The organism is Bradyrhizobium sp. LB13.1 (assembly GCF_054056815.1).
This window is the reverse complement of record NZ_JBSRYQ010000001.1, coordinates 6,562,587-6,587,901: the sequence shown is the minus strand read 5'-3', so window position 1 is coordinate 6,587,901 and position 25,315 is coordinate 6,562,587. Positions and strand designations below refer to the sequence as shown.

The 25,315-nt window shown below is 64.7% G+C and carries 24 protein-coding genes, 3 pseudogenes and 1 riboswitch; of the genes and pseudogenes, 8 read left to right on the top strand and 19 right to left on the bottom strand.

The features are described 5' to 3' along the window. Positions 1-44: 44 nt before the first annotated feature. From ACVWYI_RS31860 to ACVWYI_RS31840, 5 genes and pseudogenes are all read right to left on the bottom strand, one after another. Positions 45-654, bottom strand: a pseudogene (locus ACVWYI_RS31860) (thiamine phosphate synthase). Next, positions 641-1,423, bottom strand: a complete 783-nt coding sequence (locus ACVWYI_RS31855; RefSeq protein ID WP_354049182.1) for a thiazole synthase — start codon at positions 1,421-1,423, stop codon at positions 641-643. The pseudogene ACVWYI_RS31860 and the gene ACVWYI_RS31855 overlap by 14 nt, the downstream one beginning before the upstream one ends. 171 nt (positions 1,424-1,594) lie before the next feature. Beyond that, positions 1,595-1,792: a sulfur carrier protein ThiS gene (thiS, locus tag ACVWYI_RS31850; RefSeq protein WP_247442660.1), complete on the bottom strand. Its 198-nt coding sequence runs from the start codon at positions 1,790-1,792 to the stop codon at positions 1,595-1,597. A 7-nt stretch (positions 1,793-1,799) separates the two neighbouring features. Beyond that, complete coding sequence (locus ACVWYI_RS31845) at positions 1,800-2,810, bottom strand: FAD-dependent oxidoreductase (protein ID WP_456664139.1); 1,011 nt, start codon at positions 2,808-2,810, stop codon at positions 1,800-1,802. Then, a riboswitch (TPP riboswitch) is annotated at positions 2,798-2,926 on the bottom strand. It overlaps the preceding gene by 13 nt. 66 nt (positions 2,927-2,992) lie before the next feature. After that, entirely contained in the window at positions 2,993-3,526 is a 534-nt protein-coding gene (locus ACVWYI_RS31840; RefSeq protein ID WP_456664138.1) for a transglycosylase SLT domain-containing protein, read from the bottom strand. A 238-nt stretch (positions 3,527-3,764) separates the two neighbouring features. Here ACVWYI_RS31840 and ACVWYI_RS31835 point away from each other — a divergent pair, with 238 nt between their 5' ends. Next, positions 3,765-3,980, top strand: a complete 216-nt coding sequence (locus ACVWYI_RS31835) for a hypothetical protein (RefSeq protein ID WP_456648795.1) — start codon at positions 3,765-3,767, stop codon at positions 3,978-3,980. Positions 3,981-3,982: 2 nt separating this feature from the next. On the opposite strand, the gene ACVWYI_RS31830 is transcribed toward ACVWYI_RS31835, so the two are convergent. Next, complete coding sequence (locus tag ACVWYI_RS31830) at positions 3,983-5,308, bottom strand: ATP-binding protein (protein WP_456664137.1); 1,326 nt, start codon at positions 5,306-5,308, stop codon at positions 3,983-3,985. 1 nt (position 5,309) lies between these two features. Next, the gene (locus ACVWYI_RS31825) at positions 5,310-6,065 is read right to left on the bottom strand and encodes a response regulator (RefSeq protein WP_456664136.1); all 756 of its coding nucleotides are present in this window, start codon (positions 6,063-6,065) and stop codon (positions 5,310-5,312) included. A gap of 180 nt (positions 6,066-6,245) precedes the next feature. On the opposite strand from ACVWYI_RS31825, the gene ACVWYI_RS31820 reads away from it, so the two are divergent. Then, the gene (locus ACVWYI_RS31820; RefSeq protein ID WP_456664135.1) at positions 6,246-6,827 is read left to right on the top strand and encodes a hypothetical protein; all 582 of its coding nucleotides are present in this window, start codon (positions 6,246-6,248) and stop codon (positions 6,825-6,827) included. A 212-nt stretch (positions 6,828-7,039) separates the two neighbouring features. After that, complete coding sequence (locus ACVWYI_RS31815; RefSeq protein WP_354104563.1) at positions 7,040-7,573, top strand: PRC-barrel domain-containing protein; 534 nt, start codon at positions 7,040-7,042, stop codon at positions 7,571-7,573. 216 nt (positions 7,574-7,789) lie between these two features. Here the strand turns inward: ACVWYI_RS31815 and ACVWYI_RS31810 are convergent, their stop codons facing one another. The 8 genes from ACVWYI_RS31810 to ACVWYI_RS31775 all read right to left on the bottom strand — a co-directional run bounded on the left by ACVWYI_RS31810 (position 7,790) and on the right by ACVWYI_RS31775 (position 17,475). After that, positions 7,790-9,004, bottom strand: a complete 1,215-nt coding sequence (locus ACVWYI_RS31810) for an ABC transporter substrate-binding protein (RefSeq protein ID WP_456664134.1) — start codon at positions 9,002-9,004, stop codon at positions 7,790-7,792. Positions 9,005-9,171: 167 nt separating this feature from the next. Further along, positions 9,172-10,002: an ABC transporter permease gene (locus tag ACVWYI_RS31805; protein ID WP_354049205.1), complete on the bottom strand. Its 831-nt coding sequence runs from the start codon at positions 10,000-10,002 to the stop codon at positions 9,172-9,174. Further along, positions 9,999-11,261, bottom strand: coding sequence for an ABC transporter permease (locus ACVWYI_RS31800; protein ID WP_456664133.1), 1,263 nt, complete (start codon positions 11,259-11,261; stop codon positions 9,999-10,001). The genes ACVWYI_RS31805 and ACVWYI_RS31800 overlap by 4 nt, the downstream gene beginning before the upstream one ends. Positions 11,262-11,514: 253 nt before the next feature. Then, entirely contained in the window at positions 11,515-12,564 is a 1,050-nt protein-coding gene (locus tag ACVWYI_RS31795) for an ABC transporter substrate-binding protein (RefSeq protein ID WP_247347788.1), read from the bottom strand. Positions 12,565-12,637: 73 nt separating this feature from the next. Continuing rightward, positions 12,638-13,747, bottom strand: a complete 1,110-nt coding sequence (locus ACVWYI_RS31790) for an ABC transporter ATP-binding protein (RefSeq protein WP_354104566.1) — start codon at positions 13,745-13,747, stop codon at positions 12,638-12,640. A 134-nt stretch (positions 13,748-13,881) separates the two neighbouring features. Then, on the bottom strand, positions 13,882-15,450 hold the full coding sequence (locus tag ACVWYI_RS31785) for a DUF4403 family protein (protein WP_456664132.1): 1,569 nt from the start codon (positions 15,448-15,450) through the stop codon (positions 13,882-13,884). Positions 15,451-15,585: 135 nt separating this feature from the next. Then, positions 15,586-16,224 carry a Vgb family protein gene (locus ACVWYI_RS31780; RefSeq protein ID WP_456648806.1) on the bottom strand — a complete coding sequence of 213 codons (639 nt, stop codon included), beginning with the start codon at positions 16,222-16,224 and terminating at the stop codon, positions 15,586-15,588. A gap of 30 nt (positions 16,225-16,254) precedes the next feature. Next, positions 16,255-17,475 (bottom strand): helix-turn-helix domain-containing protein, encoded by a 1,221-nt coding sequence (locus ACVWYI_RS31775; RefSeq protein WP_456664131.1) that lies wholly within the window; start codon positions 17,473-17,475, stop codon positions 16,255-16,257. Positions 17,476-17,565: 90 nt separating this feature from the next. Here ACVWYI_RS31775 and ACVWYI_RS31770 point away from each other — a divergent pair, with 90 nt between their 5' ends. After that, the gene (locus tag ACVWYI_RS31770; protein WP_456664130.1) at positions 17,566-18,360 is read left to right on the top strand and encodes a DUF899 domain-containing protein; all 795 of its coding nucleotides are present in this window, start codon (positions 17,566-17,568) and stop codon (positions 18,358-18,360) included. Further along, positions 18,357-18,608, top strand: a pseudogene (locus tag ACVWYI_RS31765) (hypothetical protein); the annotation flags it as partial. The gene ACVWYI_RS31770 and the pseudogene ACVWYI_RS31765, both read left to right, overlap by 4 nt. Before the next feature lie 280 nt (positions 18,609-18,888). On the opposite strand, the pseudogene ACVWYI_RS31760 reads toward ACVWYI_RS31765, so the two are convergent. From ACVWYI_RS31760 to ACVWYI_RS31750, 3 genes and pseudogenes are all read right to left on the bottom strand, one after another. After that, a pseudogene (locus tag ACVWYI_RS31760) lies at positions 18,889-19,002 on the bottom strand (GIY-YIG nuclease family protein); the annotation flags it as partial. A 292-nt stretch (positions 19,003-19,294) separates the two neighbouring features. Continuing rightward, a complete protein-coding gene (locus tag ACVWYI_RS31755) occupies positions 19,295-19,723 on the bottom strand; it encodes a c-type cytochrome (protein ID WP_456648809.1) in 429 nt (142 codons plus the stop codon). Between the two features lie 102 nt (positions 19,724-19,825). Continuing rightward, the gene (locus tag ACVWYI_RS31750) at positions 19,826-20,533 is read right to left on the bottom strand and encodes a L,D-transpeptidase (RefSeq protein WP_247347781.1); all 708 of its coding nucleotides are present in this window, start codon (positions 20,531-20,533) and stop codon (positions 19,826-19,828) included. 274 nt (positions 20,534-20,807) lie between these two features. Here ACVWYI_RS31750 and ACVWYI_RS31745 point away from each other — a divergent pair, with 274 nt between their 5' ends. The 3 genes from ACVWYI_RS31745 to ACVWYI_RS31735 all read left to right on the top strand — a co-directional run bounded on the left by ACVWYI_RS31745 (position 20,808) and on the right by ACVWYI_RS31735 (position 23,482). Then, positions 20,808-21,860 carry a glycosyltransferase family 4 protein gene (locus ACVWYI_RS31745; protein WP_247347780.1) on the top strand — a complete coding sequence of 351 codons (1,053 nt, stop codon included), beginning with the start codon at positions 20,808-20,810 and terminating at the stop codon, positions 21,858-21,860. Positions 21,861-21,894: 34 nt separating this feature from the next. After that, positions 21,895-22,584 carry a methyltransferase domain-containing protein gene (locus tag ACVWYI_RS31740; RefSeq protein WP_456664129.1) on the top strand — a complete coding sequence of 230 codons (690 nt, stop codon included), beginning with the start codon at positions 21,895-21,897 and terminating at the stop codon, positions 22,582-22,584. A gap of 238 nt (positions 22,585-22,822) precedes the next feature. Further along, positions 22,823-23,482: a hypothetical protein gene (locus ACVWYI_RS31735; protein WP_247442630.1), complete on the top strand. Its 660-nt coding sequence runs from the start codon at positions 22,823-22,825 to the stop codon at positions 23,480-23,482. Between the two features lie 146 nt (positions 23,483-23,628). On the opposite strand, the gene ACVWYI_RS31730 is transcribed toward ACVWYI_RS31735, so the two are convergent. Further along, the gene (locus tag ACVWYI_RS31730; protein WP_456664128.1) at positions 23,629-25,293 is read right to left on the bottom strand and encodes an aminotransferase class III-fold pyridoxal phosphate-dependent enzyme; all 1,665 of its coding nucleotides are present in this window, start codon (positions 25,291-25,293) and stop codon (positions 23,629-23,631) included. Positions 25,294-25,315 lie beyond the last annotated feature (22 nt).

Genomic DNA, 25,315 nt, shown 5'->3' with positions numbered 1-25,315 from the left:
GGGCGATGACGGTGGAGTGTGTGGAAGGCTTTGGAGATGAAGCATCACGCCGCCTCCTTCGCCTGGCCGAGCCATTGCCGCACCCGCGCATCCGGGTCGGCATTCTGGGTGACGTCGCTGACGACGGCGATGGAATCCGCGCCTGCCGCAAAGATCTCCGCGGCCTGCTCGAACTTGATGCCGCCGATCGCGACCAGCGGGATGGGGCCGATGCGCTTCTTCCACTCCGGGATCTTTGGAATGCCCTGCGGCGTCGAAGCGCATCGATTTGAGCGTGGTGAAGAAGATCGGGCCCAGCGCGACATAATCGGGTTTGGCGGCGAGCGCGGTCTCAAGCTCCGCCTCGTCATGGGTGGAGACGCCGAGCGACAGGCCGGCCTCGCGAATGGATTTGAGGTCGGCGTCCGCAAGGTCCTCCTGGCCGAGATGCAGGTACTTTGCACCAGCGACGATCGCCGCGCGCCAGTAATCGTTCACGACCAGCTTGGCTGGCGTGCCGTTCGTGATCGCCAGCGCGTCGCTGACGATTTGCAGCGCCTGCGAATCGTCGAGATCTTTCGCGCGCAGCTGGATGGTGCCGACGCCGAGCTTGGTCAGGCGCTCGACCCAGGCGAGGCTGTCGACGACGGGATAGAACGGATCAGGATACGGCATGCCAGAACGGGGTCCCAACGACAGGGGTGGAGGGGGAGGCGAAATCGCGGGCGTTCATCAGCCCGGCTTCGTATGCGGTGCGGCCGGCCTCGACGCCGAGCCGGAAGGCGTTGGCCATGGCGACGGGATCGGCGGCTTTTGCAATGGCGGTGTTGAGCAGCACGGCGTCGTAGCCGAGCTCGAGCGCCTCGGCCGCGTGCGACGGCGCGCCGATGCCGGCGTCGACCACCAGCGTGATGTCGGGCAGACGCTCGCGCATCAGTTTTAGCGCGTCGCGGTTGGTGATGCCTTTTGCGCTGCCGATCGGCGCGGCCCACGGCATCACCACCTGGCAGCCGGCATCGACCAGCCGGTTCGCAACCGAAAGATCTTCGGTGCAATAGGGGAACACCTCGAAGCCGTCCTTGATCAGGATGGTAGCGGCCTCGACCAGGCCGACGACGTCGGGCTGCAGCGTATCGTTGTCGGCGATCACTTCGAGCTTGATCCAGGACGTCGCAAACAATTCGCGTGCGAGCTTTGCCGTCGTCACCGCCTCACGCACGCTGCGGCAGCCGGCGGTGTTCGGCAGCACTGTCACGTCGAGCTCGCGGATCAGCTTCCAGAACGCATCGCCGCTCTTTCCACCGGCGGATTCGCGCCGCAGCGACACCGTGACGATGCTCGAGCCGGAGGCGCGGATCGCCGACTGCATGATCGCAGGCGAGGGATAGAGCGCGCTGCCGATCAGCAGGCGGGAGGCGAAGGTTTTGCCGTAGAAGGTCACCATGGTTTCAATTTCCTTGCAGGCGACGTGCACAGACCGTCATCCTGAGGTGCGCGCACTTGCGCGCCTCGAAGGATGATAGCCACGGGGTGCGGCAATCCTTCGAGGCGAGCCGAAGACGGCTCGCGCCTCAGGATGACGGCGGAATTTGTGGATGCAGATTTCGCCATCATCTCACCCTCCCTGCCGGGGCGTGATGATCTCGATCTCGTCGCCGGCTTTAAGATGGGTCTCGGCCCAGCGGCTCTTCGGCACGACGTCGTAGTTCAGCGCGATCGCGAAATGGGTGCCCTCGTAGTCGAGCTCGCTCAGCAGCGCGTCGACGCTGGCCGAGTTTATCTCGCGATGCTCGCCGTTAACGATCACAAGCATTGGACGATCACGCGCATTGCATCACCTCATTGTCGATCTGGCCGCGCTCGATATAGGCGAGCGTCAGTTCGGCGAGAACAGGCGCGATCAGGAATCCGTGGCGGTAGAGCCCGTTCACACTGATCTTGCCGCCGCGAATGCCGATCCGCGGCAGATTGTCGGGGAAAGCCGGACGCAGGCCGGAACCGAATTCGACGATGCGGGCCTCGCCGAAAGCGGGATGCACGGCATAGGCCGCGCCGAGCAGCTCCAGCGCCGAGCGCACGCTGACGCCGGTGTCCTCGGCCTCGATCGAGGTCGCGCCCAGCATGAACCGATTGTCCTCGCGCGGGATCACGTAGAGCGGCCAGCGCGGATGGATCAGCCGTACCGGGCGCGCAAGCTGCACCTCGTCCGTTTCGATCAGGATCATCTCGCCCTTGACGCCGCGCAAGGCAGGCTGATCGTCGCGCGCAGAAAGGCCGCGGCAATCGATCACGATGCCGTCGAGATCCCCGGCGGAAACGCCGCTGTCGAACTTGATGGTGCCGCCGGCGGCGCGGATGCGCTCGTGCAGTTTCGGCAGCACGCGGCGCGGCTCGACATGGCCTTCGGTCGGAAAGAACAGCGCGTCGCGGAAGCGGCCTTCGAGCGACGGCTCGAGCTCGGCAAGACTGGCGGCATCGAGCCGGCGATGGCCCTCGGTCATCCGGGCAAAGCGCTCAAAATCGTTGCGCTCGCGCGGATGGGCGACGACCAGCGAGCCGTTGAAGGGGGTGTCAGGCAGCTCGCGCCGCCAGATGTCGAGCGAGCGCAGGCCGAGCCTGGAGATGATCGGCTCGGAAACTTCCGCCTCGCAATAAGGCGCGAGCATGCCGCCGGCCCAATGGCTGGTGGCATCGGTCATTTCGGCGTCACCGCGCTCGTGCAAGGTGACCGCGTGGCCGGCCTGCGCGAACAACAAGGCCTGCCAGGCGCCCGCAATGCCTGCGCCGATGATGGATACCGCGGAATCCGGTCGTTTCGTCGTCTGCAACATCCCTGTCCCTTCGCCGGCATAACCCGGATCAGGTTCAAAGGGTCACCGCGGTCCTGGGCCGGTTGGCCCATTTAGCGGTATCTCAGCTCCTCCTCGGAGCACCCCTCGGAACGGCTCTAATGTATGCCAGTGACGGGCTGTGTCAACTGACGGGCTGTGGTGTCAACGCGGTTGGCAGGAACTTACCTGGGCGCCTGCGCCCGGGCGTTGCCGACGCGCTGGGCGAGCTTTCGGCGCGGCACGGTGCCGAACATCGGCTGCGGATTGCCGTTCGGCTCGAGCCAAGGCTCGCCCATATTGGCGACCTGGAGGACCTCCTGCCGCTGCCGCTTTGCGACATAGTAATAGCCGCCGGCGAAATAACGCACGGCTCGGGCGTGATCGCCATTGGCGGCGTGATAGGCGCCGGCGAGGTATTTGACGGCATAGGTGAGGTTGGTGTTGGGATCGCGCAGGCCTGCGGCATCGCCGGTGTAGCCGACACCGCGGGCGGTCGCGAGCTTGATCTGCATCAGCCCGATGGTGCCGCCATGACCGACCAGGCCGGGCTGATAGCGGCTCTCGCGCATGATCACGCGGTGCACCAGCGCTTCCGGCACGCCGTTGGCGCGCGCATGGGCCGCGACCATCTCGGCGTACTCCGCTTCGCCCGCGAATGCGGCCTGCGGCAACGTCAGTCCGGCCGCGAGCAGCGCGGCAATACGTAAAATTTTCATCAGATATCCCCCGAGGTCCTTGGGTAACCTGCACTGGAACCGTTAGGACTCTTGAACGCGGCGATGATGTGGCGAAACGCCGCCGATTACGATTTTGCAGCGCAGAGCCGTCATTCCGACGCAAGACCGGCATAGGGGTTGTCAGGCAGACGAAGCCGCCATTCGCGACAGCGGGCCTGTCTATTCGCGTGCGGGCGCGAAAGCGAGTATGAGAGCGGCGCAAATCGGGAGAGGTGCCATGACAAAAGCAAACGTGGTGAAGGCACACATCGGAGACATCCCCAGACATAATCCCTGTGCCCAATGCGGCACGCCGATCGCGCAGCCCGACTGGATCGAACCGGGCGAGGGGCGCATCTCATATCTCTGGAATTGCAGCGCCTGCGGCTATCGTTTCGAGGCGATGGCAATCTTTGACGAGATGGAAGTCGAGCACCCGCCGCTCGCGGCGTAAGGTTACGCGGCCAGCCGCGGCTGTTGCCACACCGGCAATTGCATCCGCACGATCAGCCCGTGCGGTTCGCGGTCGTGCAGCGACAGCTCGCCGCCATGGGCGACCGCGATCGCCCGGGCGATCGACAGGCCGAGCCCGAAGCCGGTGGAATCGTCCATGGTGCGCGCATCGTCGCCGCGCACGAACGGCTCCAGCATCTCCTGCTTGCGCGCGTCCGAAATGCCGGGACCGTCGTCCTCGACGTCGATGACGAGTATGGTGCCCGATATGTCGAGGCGGATCGTCACTTCGGCGCCGAAGCGCACGGCGTTCTCGACGAGATTGGTGACGCCGCGATGCAGATCATCGGGCCGCGCCGCGGCGGTCGCAGATAGCGGGCCGTCATAGTGCACGACATGGCCCATGTCGCCGAACTGGTCGGCGATGAGCTGCAGCGTGCTCGCGATGTCGACCAGCGTCACCGCCTCGACCTTGCGGTCATTGCGCAGGAGCGACAGCACGGATTCCAGCATCGAGCGCATCTGGTCGAGATCGATCAGCATGCGCTTGCGGTTGCCTTCGTCCTCGATGAACTCGGCGCGCAGGCGCAGCCGCGTGATCGGTGTGCGCAGATCGTGGCTGATCGCCGCGAGCATCTTGGTGCGGTCCGACATCAGCCGCGCGATCCGCTCGTGCATGCGGTTCAGCGCGCGCGCGACCGAGCGGATCTCCTCCGGGCCGCGCTCCGGCAGGGGGTCGGCCGCGCCGTCGAGGCTGAAGCTTTCGGCCGCCTTTGCAAACGACGACAGCGGCGCGGCGAGCGCATGGGCGGCCCATACGCCAAGCAGCGTCACGCTGATCACGGCAGATAGCAGCGTCGATATCCAGGGATTGCCCCAGAACCAGCCCGGCCGTCCCCGCTCAATATGGCCAGCGATGGTTGTGCCGTCAGGCAGCTCGATGCCGATCCGGGACGAGCCGCCGTTCGGAGCCAGCATGACGATCTTGTAGCCGTCACCGAGATGGCGGCGCATGCCGTGCAAATGCGGGCCTTCGCTGTCGCCGTTGGGCGTCACGGAACCGGGCGCGATCGCTTCGACCCGCAGATCCGGAAAGGCGCGCGCGATGTCGGCGAGAAGGCGCGGCCGCTCGCTCGCGTCGGCCGCGGACAGCAGCAGCGCGGCATTCGCCAGTTCATGCTCGCTGTCCGGCGGCGCTATCGCGCGGTCCGGCCGCGTAATCAGAAAACCCGCCGTGATGATGAGATGAAGCGCGACGATCGACACCACGACGAGCGCGGCGATCTGGCCGCTGATGCTCCTGAGATGGAAAAATCCCAAAAGCCGCATGTCAGATGCTCAAGGCTGCCGCGACCGCTTCCGTTCTCACCGCTTCAGTTCTTGGCGTGAACAGATAGCCGCCGGAGCGCACCGTCTTGATGATGGTCGGATCGGCTGGGTTGGGCTCGATCTTGCGGCGAATGCGGCTGACCAGCACGTCGATCGAGCGTTCGAACGAGCCGGCGTTGCGCCCCTGCGTGAGGTCGAGCAGGCTGTCGCGCGACAGCACGCGACCGGGCCGCTCGCAGAACGTCCGCAGCAGATCGAACTCGGCGCTGGTCACCGCGACGCGCGCGCCTTCGGGATTGCGCAGCTCGCGCAAGCGCAGATCGATGCGCCAGCCCTCGAAGTCGAGCGTGCTGGCGCCTTCGATCGAGCTTGCGGCTTGTGCGGACGCCTGGCGACGCAGCACCGCGTTGATGCGGGCGAGCAGCTCGCGGGGGTTGAACGGTTTCGCCAGATAGTCGTCCGCGCCCATCTCGAGGCCGACGATGCGGTCGATGTCCTCGCCGCGTGCGGTCAGCATGATGATGGGCGTCTGCGCTTCCGCGCGCACCTTGCGGCACAGGCTGAGGCCGTCCTCGCCGGGCAGCATGACGTCGAGGATGATGAGGTCGACGCGGTGATCGGCCATGGCGCGCGACATCTCGCGGCCGTCGCTCACGGCGGTGACGTTGCAGGCGTTGTTGCGCAGGTATTTCGCAATCAACGTCCGGGTTTCGCGGTCGTCTTCGACGACCAGGATGTTGGGATTGGGAATGGCCATGCGCTTTGTTTGTCCAAGATTCGGGCCAAAAGGCGAGGATTTTTGTTTCAGTTTGTTTCCACGGCCTTTGCCGCAACACCACGACATCACCCGGCAGTGGAGCGGCAAGGTCTCGTTAGGGCCGTTAACCATACCGTGGCGGAGTCACTCAAGAAACCCCGCAAAAAGCCCGGAGCCATCATGACCTCGATTTCGGCGACCTCCGCCAGTACCCACCAGTCCCCCCTGCAAAAGCTGCAGCAAGAACTGCAATCTGAAATTTCCGCCGGCGCGGTCTCGTCGTCGGATCAGTCGGCGCTGTCGACGGCGCTGACCGACATCGACACAGCGCTCCAGCAGAGCCGATCGAGCGACCAGTCGAGCGGCACGCGTCCCTCCAAGGACGAGATGAAGTCGAAGATCGACGACCTCATCTCGAACGAGGTGTCGAACGGGACGCTGACCTCGGACCAGGCCGACGAGCTGAAGAACGTGTTTCAGTCCGCCTTCGCCAATGGCCCCGGCGGTGCCGGCGGTCCCGGTGGTGCGGGAGGGCCGCCGCCCGGTCCGCCGCCGGATGACAGCTCTTCGGATTCGTCGTCGGCGGACTCGACCAGCAGCACGTCGACCACTTCCACCACGGCCGATATCCTCAAGCAGTTCCTCGAGGCGCTGCAGCAGTCGCAATCGTCATCGAGTTCGTCTTACGGCACCAATGGCAGCACGACGAGCTCGCCGAGCAGTTCGGATTTTTCTGCGCTGCTGATCGATTACAAGAGCTGACCTGAGCGACGCAGGTCGGCGCGTTCTTCGCCGCGATTGTGCTACATCCCAGGGCGCAAGATCGTCGGTGGGAACCGCGCAACGTTCCTGTGCGACGCAGGAACTTTCGTCGCAACGCAGCGCAATTGCGCAACGAAATTGCCGTAGCTCAGGAACTGCCGGTGATCGTATTTGTTCTCTCCGCACAAGTTTCTGCTGAAGGAGAGGACACCATGTTGATGAAATCGATCGCCGCCGGCCTTGCCGGCACGGCACTGTTTGCGACCGTTGCATTTGCGCAAAACCCGACTACCACCGACAAGTCGCCAACCGCGGCAAGCACCGCGACGACGACAAGTACGACGGCGTCGGGTGAGTGGCGCGCATCGAAGATGGCGGGCCTGAAGATCTACAACGACGCCAACGAGAACATCGGCTCGATCAACGACCTGCTGATGGACAAAGGGGGTGCGATCAAGATCGCCGTGATCGGCGTCGGCGGCTTTCTCGGCATGGGCGAGCATCTCGTCGCCGTTCCGTACGAGAAGCTGAAATTCGTCAATGAGGCGGTGGCCTATTCCGGCGCCGGTACGGCTCCGGGCGGACCCGGCACGATGAGCAAGTCGACCACCACCACGGGCGCTGCGACCGGCACCGACAAGACTGCGACGGCGTCGTCAGGCTCGAAGTGGTATCCGGACCACGCCGTGTTCAATGCGAGCAAGGACGATCTGAAGAAGATGCCCGAGTTCAAGTACTCGGAGTAATGGGCTTCTGAACGCCTAAACGAAGCGCGCCCGGTTTTCACCGGGCGCGCTGTCGTGTCTTTTTGCGTCATTGCGAGCTGTTGACCCTCATCCTGAGGAGCGCGCTTTTTGCGCGCGTCTCGAAGGGCGAGGCCACCGGCCGGGCCTTCATCCTCCGAGACGCACGAAGACGCGCTCCTTCAGGATGAGGAATTGACGCCGGCCGGTTAGCTGTCCCTAGTTCCCCTTCACCAGCGGGCAGCCGCCCTTGTCGAGCGGGCGGAAGGCTTCGTCGCCGGGCACGGTGGCGATCAGCTTGTAGAGGTCCCACTCGCCCTTGGACTCCTCGGGCTTCTTGACCTCGAACAGATACATATCGTGGACCATGCGGCCGTCGATGCGGATCTTGCCGTTCCTGGCGAAGAAGTCGTTGACCGGCGTGGCACGCATCTGTTCCATCACCTTCGGCGCCTCGTCGGTCTTGATGGCCTCGATCGCCTTCAGATAATGCATGGTCGCCGAATAGAGGCCGGCCTGGATCATGGTCGGCATGTGACCGACCTTCTCGTTGAAGCGCTTCGAGAAGGCGCGCGTCTCCTCGTTTGTGTCCCAGTAGAACGCGTCGGTGATGATCAGGCCTTGCGTCGACTTGATGCCGAGCGAATGAACGTCGGTGATCTCCATGAGCAAGGCGATCATCTTCTGGCCGCCCTGCGTCAGGCCGAACTCGGCCGCCTGTTTCAGCGCATTGGTGGTGTCGCCGCCGGCGTTGGCCAGCGCGACCACCTTGGCCTTGGAGGCCTGGGCCTGGAGCAGGAAGGAGGAGAAGTCCGACGAGTTGAGCGGGTGGCGGACCTCGCCGAGCACCTTGCCGCCGCTCTCCTTGACCACGTTGGCGGCGTCGCGTTGCAGTGCCATGCCGAAGGCGTAGTCGGCGGTGACGAAGAACCAGGTGTCCTCGCCGCGCTTCACCATCGCCTTGCCGGCGACGTTCGACAGCGCATAGGTGTCGTAGGTCCAATGCACGGTGTTGGGCGAGCAGGCGACGCCCGTGATATCGGACGAGCCGCCGCCGGAATTGATGTGGATCTTGTTCTTCTCGCGCGTCAGCGCCGAGATCGGCAGCGCCACCGAGGACGTCGGCACGTCGAAGATCGCGTCGACCTTGTCGTTGTCGTACCAGTTGCGGGCAATGTTGACGCCGACATCAGGCTTGTTCTGGTGATCGGCGGCGACCACCTGCACGGGCTTGCCGGCGACCTTGGCGCCATAATCGGCGACCGCCATCTCGACGGCGGCAAGCGAGCCCTTGCCGGTCGCGTCCGCATAGAGGCTCGACATGTCCGTGAGCACGCCGATCTTGACGACATCGTCGGAAATCTGCGCCTGCGCCGCGCCGCAGGTCGCGGCGATGGCGAAGCCGGCCGCGACGGCGGCGATGAGTTTCTGCATATCGTTTTCTCCCTCAGCCTTGTTGTTTGGGCTTTGTTGCGGGGACTGTTCTACCGACAAACCGTCGCGGGGGCAAAGCCAGGGATGTGTGAGGAGGGTTGAGAAAAAGTAGGGGGCTGCGGTGTTTACCTTCTCCCACAAGGGGGCAGGAAGAAGAACGCCGCCGGTCAGGCGCTGCTGCCCTTGAGCCGTTCGTTGCGTCGGCGCAAGCCTTCCAGTGTGGCGAGGAGGATGACCGATACCGTCGTCAGAATCACCGCCGCTGCCGTGATGGTCGGGCTGATGTTCTCGCGGATGCCGCTGAACATCTCGCGTGGCAGGGTGCGCTGCTCGGGACCGGCCATGAACAGCACGATCACCACCTCATCGAAGCTGGTCGCGAATGCGAACAACGCGCCCGACGCCAGGCCGGGCAGGATCAGCGGCAGGATCACGCGGCGGAACGCGTAAAGCGGCGAGGCGCCAAGCGAGGCGGCGGCGCGCGCCAAATTGGTGTCGAAGCTTTGCAGCGTCGCGCCGACCGTGATCACCACGAAGGGCGTCGCCAGGGCGGTGTGGGCCAGGATCAGGCCGAGATAAGTACCGGTCAGTCCGATCGGTGCGAAGAAGAAATACAGGCCGACCGCGGTGATGACACCGGGCACGACGACCGGCGACAACACGAACGCCAGCACGAGCGGTTTGAACCGGCTGTTCCACTGCGCCAGGCCCAGTGCGGCCAGCGTGCCAAGCACCATGGACAGCAGGGTCGAGGCGACACCGATGATCATGCTGTTCTTCAGCGAATTCATCCAGCGCGGCGAATTGATGAAGTCGTCATACCAGCGCAAGGAGAGGCCCGGCAGCGGATAGGTGAGGTATGAGCCCGAGCTGAAGGACAGCGGCATGATTGCCAGGATCGGTGCGATCAGGAAGATGAACACCAGCGTGGAGATCACGATGGTCGTGGTCCACGCGATGCGCTGGCTGGGCGTGCGAAGGGAAGGATTATCGCTCAATTCTTCATTCCTCCCGTGACCTGCTGGCCCTGCACCAGCTTTCCGTAGACGAGAGCGAGCAAGATGGTTGCGAGCAGCAGCACCGCACCCAGTGCCGAAGCAAGGCCCCAGTTGGCGGTCTCGGTCGTGTAGAGCGCGATGAAGTAGCTGATCATTTGATCGGCGGCGCCCCCGACGAGTGCCGGCGTGATGTAGTAGCCGAGCGCCAGGATGAAGACGAGCAGGCTTCCGGCGCCGATGCCGGGCAGGGTTTGAGGCAGGTAGATCCGCAGGAAGGCTGTGGCCGGTGGCGCACCGAGCGAGGCGGCGGCACGCATGTAAGCAGGCGAGATCGCCTTCATGCTGCTGTACAGCGGCAGGATCATGAACGGCAAGAGAACGTGGGTCATTGCCACGCACACACCGAAGCGGTTGTAGATCAGGCGCAACGGCTCGTCGATGATGCCAAGCCAGAGCAGGCTGTCGTTCACGACGCCTTTGCTCTGCAACAAGACGATCCAGGCGCAGGTGCGAACCAGAAGCGACGTCCAGAACGGCAGCAGGACGAAGATCATCAGCAGATTCGACCGGCCCGCCGGCAGCGTCGCCAACAGGTAGGCGACCGGGAAGCCAAGGATCAGGCAGAGCGCCGTGACGCTAAGGCTGATGATGAAGGTGCGGGCGAAAACGTTGCGGTAGATGGCCTGATCCGGTGGGGCGGCGACGATCGCGCCGTCCACGTTCCGCGTCAGGTCGAGGGCCGACAGAAGGTAGAAGCCGGTCATCGGGCCACTGGCGTCCTTGATCGTCGTCCAGGTGGTGCGTTCGCGCCAGGCCGGGTTGATCTTGCCCAGCGCCTCCCTGGCCGTTCCGGGCTCCGGCTCCGCCTTCAGATTGCGTGCTGTGCTGGTCAGGATCGTGCGGAAGCCGTTCAGTGCGTAGTTGAGCCGCTTGGCCGCAATGGCGATGGTGCCGGAGGCGCGCGCCGCCAGGATGTCGCTTGCCAACGCCGCGTAGGCCCTTTCGTCCGGCAGGTCCTTGCCGTCCCAGTTGGCGAGAGCAGCGACCGTTTGAGGCAGCACCCGGCGCACCTCCCTGTCATCGACCGAGCGCCACAGCATGCCGGCGATCGGGCCCGCGAAGGTGAAGAGCAGAAACAGCAGAAGCGGCAGAATCAGTGCCAACGCCCTGATCTGGCGCGCGCGCTCCGCCCGCTTCAGGCGGCGCTTGAGCGGCACCTCGGTCCGGGCATCGGCGCCGGTTGAGGAGGCTGTCGTCATCGGGAGCCCCACTGTGACCGGACATCTCTCGCCATTTTGGCTGCGGCAATGGCATGTGGCCTTTCGGAGCAACCTGAGCAAGCGCCTCGTCCTTCGAGACGACCGCTTCGCGGTCTCCTCAGGATGAGGCTCTCTGAAGTCGCTGCCGCGCACTCCGTCCTCATCCTGAGGAGCCCGCCTAAGGCGGGCGTCTCGAAGGATGGCCGCGACGAAACTGCTTTCAATGCGCGCCGCACGCCGGTGCTGTCGCGGCCTATTTCGCTGCCCATTTGTTGAAGCGCTCGGTCAGGCGGTCGATGTTCTCGAGCCAGAAGGCAACGTTGATCTCGACCGCGTTCTTGATGTTGTCCGGCGCAGTCGGCAGGTCCTTCAGAACGGCGGGCGCGAGCAGAGCCGCGGCGTCCTTGTTCGAGGTGCCGTAAGCAATGTTCTCCGACAGTTTTGACTGGTTCTCCGCCTTGCCGGCGAAGTCCAGGAACTTGTAGGCCGCGTCCTTGTTCGGGCTGCCCTTCAGGATAACCCAACTGTCGAGGGTGAAAAGCGCTCCGTCCCACACCATGCCGAAATTCTTCTTGTCGTTCTTGTTCGCGGTGTCGATGCGTCCATTGTAGACTGAGGTCATCGCTACCTCGCCGGAGGCGAGCAATTGCGGCGGCTGGGCGCCGGCCTTCCACCAGACGATGTCGTTCTTGATGGTATCCAGTTTCTTGAACGCACGCTCGACGCCATCGTCGGTCGCCAGCACCTTGTACACGTCCTTCGGTGCGACGCCGTCGGCGATGAGCGCGATCTCCAGCGTGGTCTTCGGACCCTGACGCAAGCCGCGCTTGCCTGGAATCTTCTTGGTGTCGAAGAAGTCGGCCCAGCCTTTGGGGGCCTCCTTCAGCTTGTCCCTGTCGTAGCCGAGAACGAAATCGTAGAGGATGGCGCCGACACCGCAGGGATTGACCGACGGCGGGATATAGGCGGCCTCGCCGCCGATTCTGGAATAGTCCATCTTCTCGAACAGGCCTTCCTCGCAGCCGACCGCGAGTTCGTCGCTCTCGACCTGGACGAGGTCCCAGGTCGCGGCGCCACCCTGTACCTTGGCGCGCAACACGCCGACGCCGCCGTCCCAGGACTCGTCGTTCATCGGAACACCCGCTGCCTTCTTGAACGGCTCGAAATAGACCTTCTTCTGGGCATCCTGATACGCGCCGCCCCACGAAACGACGGTGAGGTCACGCGCCTGCGCGGCCGTTGCCAGCGCAGCGCTGGCGCTGAGCGCCGCGGCGAAACCCAGAGCAATCTTGCGCTTCAGCATGGTCTTGTTCCTTCTTCATGAGAGTTGCGTTGGGGTTGATCGATGCCGGTCCACTTGGAGCTGCAGGGTTGGATCAGACGGGATCCAGGGCCAGGCAGTCCTCGGGGCGGAAGGTGACGAACACGCTTTCGCCAGGTCTTAAGTCGTCACGCGCCCCCGGTTGAAGCTTGACCATGAACTCGCGGTTGCCGGCGACCTCGAGCACGGCCAGCGCGTGGTCGCCGAGATATATCGTGTTCTGCACCTTGGCGGGCAGCCGGTTCGGCCCCTCGCTGGAGGTGCCATCCGAGACAATGGCGATTCGCTCCGGCCGCACCGACAGGGAGGTCGATGCGCCAGCGCCTGATACATTGATCGCTCGTGCGGTCACGACGCCGCCACCAGCAAGCGCGACGCGGCAATATTCCTTTTCGATTGTCTCGACAGTGCCGGCCAGCACATTGTTCTCGCCGATGAAGTGGGCGACGAAGCTGTTCACCGGATGCTCATACAGCGCGTCGGGCCTGTCGATCTGCTGCACAATGCCGTCGTTGAACACGGCGATGCGGTCCGACATGGTGAGCGCTTCGCTCTGATCGTGGGTGACGTAGACGACGGTGATGCCCATGGTCTCGTGCAGTTGCTTGATCTCCAGTTGCATCTGCTCCCGCAGGCGCTTGTCCAGGGCGCCCAGGGGCTCGTCCATCAGCACGAGTTGCGGATTGAAAACCAGCGCGCGGGCGAGCGCCACACGCTGCTGCTGACCGCCGGACAGCTGCCCGGGCCGGCGCTGCGCCAGGGTTTCCATCTTGATCATGCGCAACGCCGCCTTTACGCGCTCCTGCGTTTCCGCCTTGTTCGTGTTGCGGACGGATAGCGGGAAGGCGATATTCTCCGCGATCGTCAGGTGCGGAAACAAGGCATAGTTCTGGAACACCATGCCGATGTCGCGCTTATGTGGCGGCACGTTCTTGATCGGCCTGTCCGCGAGGTAGATCTCGCCATGGGTCGGAACCTCGAAGCCAGCCAGCATCATCAGCGTGGTCGTCTTGCCCGAGCCCGACGGGCCGAGCAGGGTGATGAACTCGCCCTTCCTGATGTCGAGATCGAGGTTCTTCACCACGAGGAACTCGCCATCGTAGGTCTTCTGAATGCCGGAAAAGCGCACCAGCGCCGGCGCGGGCGTGACCATGCCGGCTTCCATGTGTCCTCGCGGTGTCCTCTACAGTGCCGTCGGCACCTCGTTCGAGATTGCGAAGAACAGCTTAGCATCCTCCGACGAGAATGCCAGCGGCGCAAGCGACCAAGTGGCGGGCGAGACCCGTGAGTGAAGGTTCGCTACATCCCCGACAGTTTCGTCACGGACACATTCAGCGTGCCGCCGGCTTCCGCGATGATGCGCAGCGTCTTGGAATCGAAGGCGATGTCGGCGAGGGTCAGGCTGTCGATCTTCGCGTCGACCTTGACGCCGTCCTCGCTCTTCTGGAAGTCGGCAATCACGGCCGCGACCTTCTCGCGCGCATTGGCGGCGATCGGCTTCAGATCAATCGTCGCCTTCTGCACCAGCGCCTGTTGCATCTGCGGCACCACCGCGCGCGCCGCGGCCCCCAGCAGACCGAAGGCCGCCTCGGACTCCACCGCGAGCTGGATGTCGGCGAGCCGCAGCGTCTGCTGTGCCTGGTCGAGCATCGGCCGGCCCCAGATGTGCACGGTCGCTTCGGCGCCGAGACCGAGCCAGCTCTTCTTCTCCTTGGCGCGTACCAGCAGCGAGATCAGCAGGCGCTCGCCCGACGGGATCACGTTGACGCTCTTGACGGTGACGTCCACCGGGCCGGAGCCGTTCTCGGGATAAGTGTGGCCGACCATCTGCGCCGCGACCAGCTTGTTGATCTCGGTGAAGGGCACGTCGATGGGAACACCGATGTTCACGCCGGTGCCGGTCGGCGGCACGATCGAGATCTTGTCGGGGAACGGGCAGTCGGGCTTGGTCGGGGTAGCGGTGACGCGCGTCTCAAGCTCGAGGCCCACCAGCAGGGTCACGGCCTGCGCGTCGACGCGCGGCTGCGCCGCGATGGCGCGGATCGGCTTCATCTCCAGCCAGAGCGACGGCAGCGCGGCCGAGGAGCCCGAGCCTTGCAGCGCGATCGAGCGGCAGGCCTTGGCCCATTGCACTTTCGCGTTCTCCCGCAGCGAAGGATCGTTGCGGATGCGCTCGGAGACGATGTTGATCTGCTCGCCGACATTCTTGTCGATCAGCGGCTTCACCTGCGCCGGCACGTTGACCTTGGCGCCGGCGACGTTGAGGTTGGTGTCGCCGAGATTGACCTGGGCGCCGAGATTGGGCTCGAGGTGCCAGTTGGCCGCGAGCTTCGGTCGCGAGGTGACGACCACGTTGCCCTTGATCTCGGCGCTGGCGTTCAGATTCTTGATGTTGACCGCGCCGATCCGTTTCGCTGCGTCACCGCCGAGCACGCTGCCGAGTGCTTCGCCGAGCGCGCCGGTCGCCTTCGACGACAGCGAGCCCGTCACGTTCAGCTTGCCGTTGAGCGGCGTCGAGATTGTCAGCACGTCCTTGTCGCCGGCAGCCGACATCGGTCCGCGCACGGCGGACCAGCCGATGTCGGCGTCCTGCAGGATCTGTGAGATCGGGTTCTCGGCCTTGCCGGCGAAATTGCGCGGCGCGGCCTTCTCGGCCTGCTCTCGGATCGCCGACAGCGCGATGGCGACCGGCGCCACCACGATTGAGCTCTTCGCGACCGGCGGCAGCGGCGGCAATTGCGCGACCGGTGGCGCGGAATTCGTCGCCCGCGGCGACAGCCAGTCCATCGCCTTCAGGCTGACGAAGAACGACGCCGCGAGCACCACGACGGCGATCAGGACAGTCTTCAAGTTCAGCGTTAGTCGCATCAATCCCCCAGGCCGCCCGGGGCAGAAGTCTACAGGGCAGGCGAGGAGGGCGCTAGAGCGCACCGATGGGGTGGAATTGGGGCGAACAGGTTAACGGCCGCGATGCGCCGTTGCCGCGCATTCGTTAGTGCGCACCTAGCTGCGCTTGGGACGGCGGACCGCTCTCACATTGCCGCGACTGCCGCCGCCGCAGAAGAAGCGGTCGCCGCCGTCGGATTCCAGTCCTGACACCATGGTCCCGGCGGGCAGGTCGAGCTGCTCCAGCACCTTGCCGGTCTCGGGGTCGATCCGTCTGATGTCGCTGTCCTCGCCTTCCCAGGTGCCGTGCCAGAATTCGCCGTCCACCCAGGTCACCCCGGTGACGAAGCGCTTGCTTTCGATGGTGCGGAGAACCTTTCCAGTCTGGGGATCCACCTGATGGATCTTGCGTTCCCGATACTGCCCGACCCAGAGCGAGCCCTCGGCCCAGGCCAATCCGGAATCGCCGCCGCCGCCAGGTGCGGGGATGGTGGCGAGCACCTTGCCGGTCGCAGCGTCAATCTTCTGGATGCGGTCCTCGGCGATCTGGAACAGGTGCCGGCCGTCGAACGCCGTTCCCGCATGCGCGGCGACATCTATGGAGCGGGCGATCTTGCCATTGGCCGGATCGACTGCGTTCAACCTGTCGCCGGACGCGAACCACACATGGGCGCCGTCATAGGTGACGCCGTGCACGGCATCGACGCCCGCAAAGGGCCCGTATTCCCTGACGATCTCGGCGGCTGAACGCTTCATGTTGCTCGGTCCCTGTGGTGTGACCCCACCTTACGTCTTCAGGAGCGGTCCGGGGAGTAACAAGCCTGTCGGGAAACCCGGGACGGGCGGCGTCATCCAGCGCCGCGCCCGGCCGTGTCCGAAGGACTGCACCTTGTTCGATCGCGCCAGCTCTTCGAGGGCACGCTGCACGGTGCGCGCGCTCGTTCCCAGCGCCAGCGCGAGGGCCGAACTCGCCCAGGGCTCGCCGTCGGAGAGGAAGGCGAGCACAGTGGCGTGCTTTTCTTCGACGGGCCGTGCCAACACCAGAACTTGCCGCGTCTTTCGCGGTGTCAGCGCAAAACCCTGCTTCGTCGCGCTGACATCGGCGAGCGGCTTGAGCTTGGTGCGGAGCCGCCCGATCTCCACCCGCAACCGCGCGCGATGCGATTCATCGGCGTGCTTCGCCCGGAACGCGCCGGCGATCAGAGCCTCTCGCGAGACATCCGCAGGCCATGCCTGCGCCAGGAGACGGGCGAGCGCGAACAGCACCGGCCGCGTTCCGAGCGATACAATGCGGCCTTGCCTGCGCAGGGCGTGATGAAAGGTGTCCACGACGAGCGCTGTCGAGGTCGCCAGCCGTTCGACCTCCCCGAGCAACAACGGGTGTTCGCTGCCGCGCGCGATCAGGCGCGCCGCCGGCGTGTCGAGGATGAAGTTCACGCTGTCGACCTCGGCGGTGAGTGACGGAATCCCCACCAGCCGCGCCGCCTTCGCCGCGCGGTCGAGCGCCGCGCGCGCATCTTTCGATCTGAGCCGCCTGATTGCGATGCCGGCGATCACAAGCTCGCGGACGACCTGCGAAGCCGGGGGGAGCGGCGTGGTCTTGATCTCCGCCAGCGTGCGTTCGGCCTCCTCGAGGCGCCCGACGAGAAGAAGACGGCGCGCCTCGATGTGACCCGCATGGGCCGCGTTGGCGAGGTCACCGTGGCTTGCGAGCGTCGCCCGCGCGGCCGCGAGCGTCGTCGCCGGCCAGTTCAGGTCGCGCGAGACGAGCGCGATCTCGGCTTCCGCGACCACGCATCTTGCGCGCGCGACCGCCTCTTTCGGCCCGAAGGCGCGTGCGGCACTCCGCAGCAGCGTCTTCGCCTTCGCGAGATCGCCGAGCTGCGCCATCGCGATGCCGCGCAGCGCCAGCGAAGGTGCATCGTTGCGCAGCCCAACGCGGTTCAAGGCGCCGAGCGGATCGCCGGCTTCGAGCGCGCGCGCCGCGGCCGTGATCAGCGACTCCATTCGAATCCCGCCACACTTGTTACTCCCACTCCGCAACTGTCCGGTGCGAGAAATCGTTGACGGCCGACAATGTGCGGAAACAGGAGAGCCATGATGACATCATCAGAAAACGCAGGAACTAACAGACAGGCTGCCATGCAAACACCGCCGGTGGTGTCGCCGCAGGACTGGGAGGCCGCCCGTCAGCAACTGCTCGTGAAGGAAAAGGCGCATACCCGTGCCCGCGACGCCCTGGCCGCCGAACGCCGGCGCATGCCGTGGATGGAAGTCACCAATACCTATGCGTTCGAGGGGCCCGGCGGCAAGGTCAGTCTGCCCGACCTTTTCCAGAGCCGGCGGCAGCTGATCGTCTACCGCGCCTTCTTCGAGCCTGGCGTGTTCGGCTGGCCCGATCATGCCTGCCGCGGCTGCTCCATGGTGGCCGACCAGGTCGCCCATGTCGCGCATCTGAACGCCCGCGACACCACGCTGGTGTTCGCCTCGCGCGCGCCGCAGGCCGATATCGCACGGCTGAAGAAGCGGATGGGCTGGACCATGCCATGGGTCACCATCACCGACAGTTTCGATGCCGATTTCGGCGTGGACGAATGGCATGGCACGAACGTGTTCTACCGCGACGGCGACCGCATCTTCCGCACCTACTTCGTCAAGAGCCGTGGCGACGAGCAGATGGGCGGCACCTGGAACTATCTCGACATCACGCCGCTGGGACGGCAGGAGGTCTGGGAGGATTCGCCGAAAGGCTATCCCCAGACGCCGACCTACAAATGGTGGAACTGGCACGACAGCTACACCGAAGGTGCGGCGCCCGACAAGAAATGGGTCGAGATCTCGACCGCCGGCGAGAAGGCTTTTCGCGAGGAGGCCGCAGGCGAAGGGAAATGACCCATCCCGTCAGCGTGGTCCCCAGTGCAAGCCGCGACGGCATCGCGGCCGCGCGTCACCTTGCCAGATGGCTGGGGCTGGCGGCCACGCCCACCTTCGCGATCATGGCCGTGCTGACGGCCGTGCTCGGCGGCGGCTCCTCGGACATGCTGTGCGCCGCCGGACACGAATCTTTGCTGGGCGGGATGGTGCCGATGTATCTGCTGATGAGCGCGTTTCATTCGGCGGCATGGCTGAGGTTGATCTCGGGTGGGCCGATAGGCGCTGTCTCACATCGTGCCCGCCTCGTCCTTCGAGACGCCGCTGGCGCGGCTCCTCAGGATGAGGCTCAACTACTATCCTGCGGCCGCACGCTCCGATCCTCATCCTGAGGAGCCCGCCGCAGGCGGGCCGTCTCGAAGGATGATGAGATCCGCGCTTCGCTAGCTCATGCAGCTCGGAAAAATCGCCGCGCATGAAGGCTTCGTTCTTGGCGCGGCTCCATTTCTTGAGCTTCCGCTCACATTCGATCGCATCGGTGATGCGATCGAACCATTGGGAAAAGACCAGCGTCACCGGCCTGCGCGACTTCGTATAGCCGGCGAATGTCCCTGCGTTGTGCTGGGCGATCCTGATTTCAAGTTCGGTTCGCGTCGTTCCGATGTAGTAGTTGCCATCGGCACATCTGAGAATGTGGAGGTACGCGCCATCGGTCGTCGTGCCCGCCTCGTCCTTCGAGACGCGCGCAAGAGCGCGCTCCTCAGGATGAGGCTAACTGGCAGTTGCGGACTGGCGCAAGCATTATGGACATTCGTTGCCGCGTCGATTTGCCAGACAGACGCCTCGCGGCCACACACTCCGCCCTCATCCTGAGGAGCCCGCTGCAGGCGGGCGTCTCGAAGGATGGCCACGATCACCGACTCCAAACGAAGCGGCCCCTGCATCGCGGGGCTGGTTACTGCGAAGCCGCCTGCAAATAACCAACCACCTTCGCCGCTTCCTCCGCCGAGACGCCGCCATAGGGCTGCATCTTGTTGCCGGACACGACCTCGTCCGGCTTGACCATGAAGCGGGTGAGTTTGTCCTGGTCCCAGACGAAGCCGGCTTCTTTCATCGACGGAGAATAGTTGTAGTTCGGCAGCGAGCCGGCCTTGCGTCCGACGATTTTATTGAGGTTGGGACCCAGACGATTGTCGCCCTCTTTCACCGAGTGGCAGGTACGGCAGGAATTGTTGAAGGCCTGCCGGGCTGCGTCGTCGCTGTCCGGCTGCTGTGCCAGCGAGGCGGGCGCGGTCAGCAGCAGCGTCAATGCGCCGGCGCGGCTCATCCTGCGCAGCCATGTGCCCGGCGTCGTTTGCGGGCGTGATTGCATTTGCGCCTCCATCGGGGAATCGCGCCGCAGCACGCGCGCGCATCGGGATGCCGAGGGCAAACGAAAACGGCCCCGGTGGGTTCCGGGGCCGTTTGCGTCACAATGTCCTGCCGCTTACCGCGTCGCGGCTCCGAGGTCGGCGCGGCGTTCCGTCATCGGCAGCACGATCACCTTGGTGCCGACGTTGACGCGGGAGTAGAGGTCCGCGACGTCGTCATTGGTCAGGCGGATGCACCCGGAAGACACGTGCTTGCCGATGGTGTCGGGCGCGTTGGTGCCGTGGATGCGGTAGATGGTGCCGCCGAGATACATGGCGCGGGCGCCGAGCGGATTGCCGGGGCCGCCGGCCATGTGGCGCGGCAGATAGGGCTGGCGCTGGATCATCTCCGGCGGTGGGGTCCAATCCGGCCACTCGGCCTTCTTGGTCACCGACTGGGTGCCGGACCAGGTGAAGCCGTCACGGCCGACGCCGATGCCGTAGCGCATCGCCTGCCCGTTGCCGAGCACGAGATAGAGATAGGTGTTGGGCGTATCGATGATGATGGTGCCCGGCGCCTCACGCGTCGCATAGGAGACCGTCTGGCGACGGAACCGCGCCGGCGTTTCGACAGCGTCCCGATCTTCGGACGGCGCGGCCTGATAGGGCGTGGCTTGATAAGGCTGGTATGGCTGCGGCGCTGCGATCGTCGGCAACGGCTGGAAGAAGGGGAAGAGCTGCACGGGCGCGGCCTTGGCCGGGCCGGCGAACGCGATCGCGGTCACAGCCACTGCGCCAAAAGCAACGGCGCGCGAATAAGTCTTCAACATGTCCAGATTGATCATTGGTCGCCCCTGTTTGCGCGGTGTTCTTAGTCACCCCGGCACCGTTTCGGTGCTCTGTTGCGTAGATCACTAACGGCAAGAAGTTTCGGGACGTTTGCGCGGAAAACCGAAAACGGTTTCATGGCGGAAAGGATTGTTTCATGACGGTTTCGTGGCTGCGCGGACCCGTTAACGAACAAAACAGCGGGCCGACATTTCTATGGCGTCACACGCCTGAAAATATCCGTGGTTGATGGTCCTAAGCCGAGAATCATCAAACTCTCGGGATTTCCCCATGCGGGTATTAATCGCGACTGACGCCTGGCATCCGCAGGTTAACGGTGTGGTCCGGACGCTGACCTCGCTGGCTGGTGCCGCCAAGGCACTGGATGTCGAGATCGACTTCGTCACGCCGGACGGCTTTCGATCGTGGCCGCTGCCGACCTATCCGGGGCTGCGCATTGCCCTGCCGAGCGGCAAAGAGATCGCGCGGCGGATCGAGAAGGCGGCGCCCGAGGCGCTGCACATCGCGACCGAAGGGCCGATCGGCTGGGCGACGCGGGCCTATTGCCGTCGCAACCGGCTCGCCTTCACGACCTCCTACACCACGCGTTTTCCGGAATACGTCTCGGTGCGGACCGGCATCCCCGCCGCCGTCGGCTATGCCGTTCTGCGCCACTTCCACGATGCCGCCGCCATGACCATGGTGGCGACGCCCTCGCTGCGGCAGGAGCTCTCCGAGCGCGGCTTCAAGCGGCTCGGCTTCTGGACGCGCGGCGTCAACACCAAGCTGTTTCATCCCGACTCGCCGGCAAAGCTCGATCTGCCCGGACCGATCTTCATGACGATGGGCCGCGTGGCGGTGGAGAAGAATCTCGAGGCTTTCCTCTCGCTCGACCTGCCCGGCACCAAGGTCGTCGTCGGCGACGGCCCGCAGAAGGCCGCACTTGAAAAGAAGTACCCCGATGTCGTCTTCCTCGGCGAGAAGAAGGGCGCCGATCTCAGCGCGCATCTTGCCGCCGCCGACGTGTTCGTGTTTCCGAGCCTGACCGATACGTTCGGCGTGGTGCAGCTCGAAGCGCTCGCCTGCGGCACGCCGGTTGCGGCGTTTCCGGTGACGGGTCCGAAGGATGTCATCGCCGATCATCCGATCGGCGCGATCGATCACGATCTGCGTACCGCGTGCCTGCGCGCGCTCACCATGTCGCGCCAGACCTGTCGTCATTTCGCGCTGGAGCGTTCCTGGGAAAACAGCGCGCGCCAGTTCGTCGGCAACCTCACTTCACTTCAGCCCAGCCGTGCCTTGCGGGCCTCGCCGGTCATGGCGCGGCGGCCGGTGCGCGGCTGATCTCAACCGTTCGACCACAGCGAGAACCCCATCGATGGCTAAGATCATGAACCTTGACGGCACCCAGCAGCTCGACCTCACCCGTGGTACGGTCGAGCAGGCGTATGACCGCTGGGCGCCGGTCTACGACCTCGTGTTCGGAGGCGTGTTCGCCAAGGGTCGGCAGGCCGCGATCGCGGCCACCAACAAGATCGGCGGCCGCGTGCTCGAGGTCGGCGTCGGCACCGGAATCTCGCTGCCGCTCTACGCGCCGCATCTGCGCATCTTCGGCACCGACATTTCGGAAGCGATGCTCGACAAGGCGCGCCAGCGCGTCACCGAGGGCAAGTTGGGGAACGTCGAGGGCCTCGCGGTGATGGATGCCGAGAAGCTCGAATTCCCCGACAATTCCTTCGACGTCGTGATGGCCCAGTATGTCGTCACGGCCGTGCCGAATCCGGAAGTCGCGCTGGACGAATTCGCGCGCGTGCTGCGTCCGGGCGGCGAGCTGATCATCCTCACCCGCGTCAGCGCCGATACCGGCATGCGCCGCTTCATCGAGCAGAAGCTCCAGCCGGTGGTGCGTCCGCTCGGCTTCCGCACCGCCGAATTCGCCTGGTCGCGCTACGCCAAGTGGCTGGCTGGTGCCGACGGCATCGAGCTTGCCGAGCGCCGCCTGATTCCGCCGCTCGGTCATTTCTCGCTGGTGCGCTTCCGCAAGATCGACGTCGCCAAGGCGGCTTGACTGCCGCTCCTCATGGTGAGGAGGTGCGTCAGCGCCGTCTCGAACCATAGAGGCCCGGCTGCTGCACTCGGGCCTTCATCCTTCGAGACGCGCGTTCCGCGCTCCTCAGGATGAGGGGAGAAAGTAACCGTGCGTCATCGCGCCGCTGCACATCGTCACATGACAAAAATGATGATGTCACACGGCCTACACCGAATCCCTGTAAATCCTGAACCCGAAAGCATTTTGGGGGGAGAGCATGATCAAGAATTATCTCGAGCAGCTGCGGATCCAGCGCTGGGACGACCATCGCTACTATCACCACAGCCGCATCAATCAGAGCCTGCACTTCGTCAGCGCGCTGAGCTTCTTGTTCGCCTATGTCTGGCTGTTCGTCGACCCCATGATCTCCGCGCTGGTCGGGTGGCTGGTGTCGATGACCTCGCGCCAGGCCGGTCACTTCTTCTTCGAGCCGCACGGCTACGACCAGCTCAACCAGGCGACGCACGAGCACAAGGAAGAGATCAAGGTCGGCTACAACCTTCGGCGCAAGGTGGTGCTGATGTCGATTTGGGCGCTGTCGCCGGCGGTGCTGTTGGTCGATCCCACGCTGTTCGGACTGTTCACGCCCTGGGCAGGCGCGACCGACTTCATGCGGCAGGTGGCCAAGATCTGGCTCGTTGTCGGCGGCGGCGGTCTCATGTTCCGCACCGTGCACCTGTTCTTCATCCGTGACGTCGAGACCGGCCTCGTCTGGATGACCAAGATCCTGACCGACCCCTTCCACGATTTGATGCTCTACCGCAACGCGCCGCTGGCGCTGCTGCGCGGCGAGTTGATGGACCCCGGCCTGCATCTCAACCCCGAGCACACGCTGGGCCTGATCGGCGAGTCCACGCTCGAAGAGCACCACGCCTGAGCACGCCGCGCAGATCCGGCATTCCGATGTCTGATGGTTGCATCATGCCCGGGCTTGTCCCGGGCATCCACGTCTTCGATCTCTCGCGCGGAGACGCGTGGATGGCCGGGACAAGCCCGGCCATGACGGCGTTGGAGGAACTAACCTCAGCGCCCGAAGCGCTTGGCCAGCATCTCTTTCAGGATCTGCCGCTTGATGGTCTTGTTGGTGAGGACGCCATCGTGCCACCAGAAGCCGTCGGCCTTCATCTTTTCGGCTGCGCGGACGAAGCGCTCGGCGACTTCGGTGAAGTCGGCGTCGGTGTAGTTCAGGCTGAAGATCAGCCGTCCGGTGCCGACCCAGCTCAAGGACAGGCCTTCCGCGCGCAGGTAGTATTGCAGCATCCAATTGTAGCGGGACGGCGTGGTGTACTTCACCGTCCAGATCGACGAGAAGTTTGCGAACCGTACCGGAAGGTCAGCATCGGTCATCGTCCGGTTGAGCTTTTGCGCGCGGCCGTTCCAGGTCTCTTCCAATCCGTCATAGACGGCGCGGAAGTTCGGGCTCGCGAGCCGGCTCAGAAACTCGTCCATCGCCGTCATGACGTAGGGGTGCGAGTTGAAGGTGCCGCGGGCGAAGCAGACGTCGGCGGGACGATCGTCACGGAAGCGGCGCATCAATTCCTTCCTGCCGCAGACCACGCCGATCGGCAGGCCGCCGGCAAGGCTCTTGCCGTAGGTCACCATGTCGGCACGCACGCCGAAATACTCCTGGGCGCCGCCTGCGGCGAGACGGAAACCGACGAAGACCTCGTCGAGGATCAGAACGATGCCGCGTTCGGTGCAGACCTCGCGCAGCTTCTTCAGCCATTCGGTGTAGGCGGCGCGATCGAAACTGCCGCCGCGGGACGAGTCCACCAGCGCGGAATCGCCGGGCGCGCTGGCATTCGGATGCAGCCCCTGCAGCGGGTTGACCAGCACGCAAGCGATGTCTTTTCGCGTACGCAGCACGTGCAGCGTCTTCTCCGACATCTCGGCGAGAGTGTAGGTCTCGTGCGCGGTGATCGGATTGCCGACGCCGGGCTGCACGTCGCCCCACCAGCCGTGATAGGCGCCGGCGAACCGGACCAGATGCGTGCGCCTGGTGTGGTAGCGCGCGAGCCGCACCGCCTGCATCACGGCTTCGGTGCCGGACATGTGGAAGGACACTTCGTCGAGGCCGGAGATCCGGCACAGCCGCGCCATGTTCTCGAGGATGACGGGATGGTAGGGGCCGAGCACCGGGCCGAGCGCATGCGCCCGCTTCTCCGAGCCCTCGATGCACTCCTTGTAGAAGTCGTTGCCGAAGATGTTGACGCCGTAGGACCCGGTGAGGTCGTAGGAGGTGTTGCCGTCGACATCCGTGACCGTGACGCCGCGCGAGGACTCGGCGAAGGTCGAGGTGCCCAGATGCTCGCGGACGAGACGCGAGAACTGGAACGGCACGCGGTAAGTCTCGGTGAAGTGCAGGTCGGAGATTTTCCCTGCCGCTTCCTTCGTCATCGCGCGGCCCTTGGGGTAGCGCTCCGCGTAGAGGGCGGCGAGGCGGAAGAAGGCGTCCTTGCGCTGCGTTGCGACGTTCGCCGGCGCGCCGTCGCAGCCGAAATAGCGATCGCCCTCGAACTCGTAGAACGGGAGCAGCTTCGCCACCCGCCGCGACATCTTGGAGTGCCCGGCGAGCGAGCGATGCTTGGCGCGGGAGAGTTCAAGCCGCGCTTTCAGCTTCGGGAAGACGGCGGCAGCGGACGCTGCGGCGGCCACGGACAAAGAGAGAATCGGGAGTGTCGTTTCCATGACAACAAGCGCTAACCTTGCG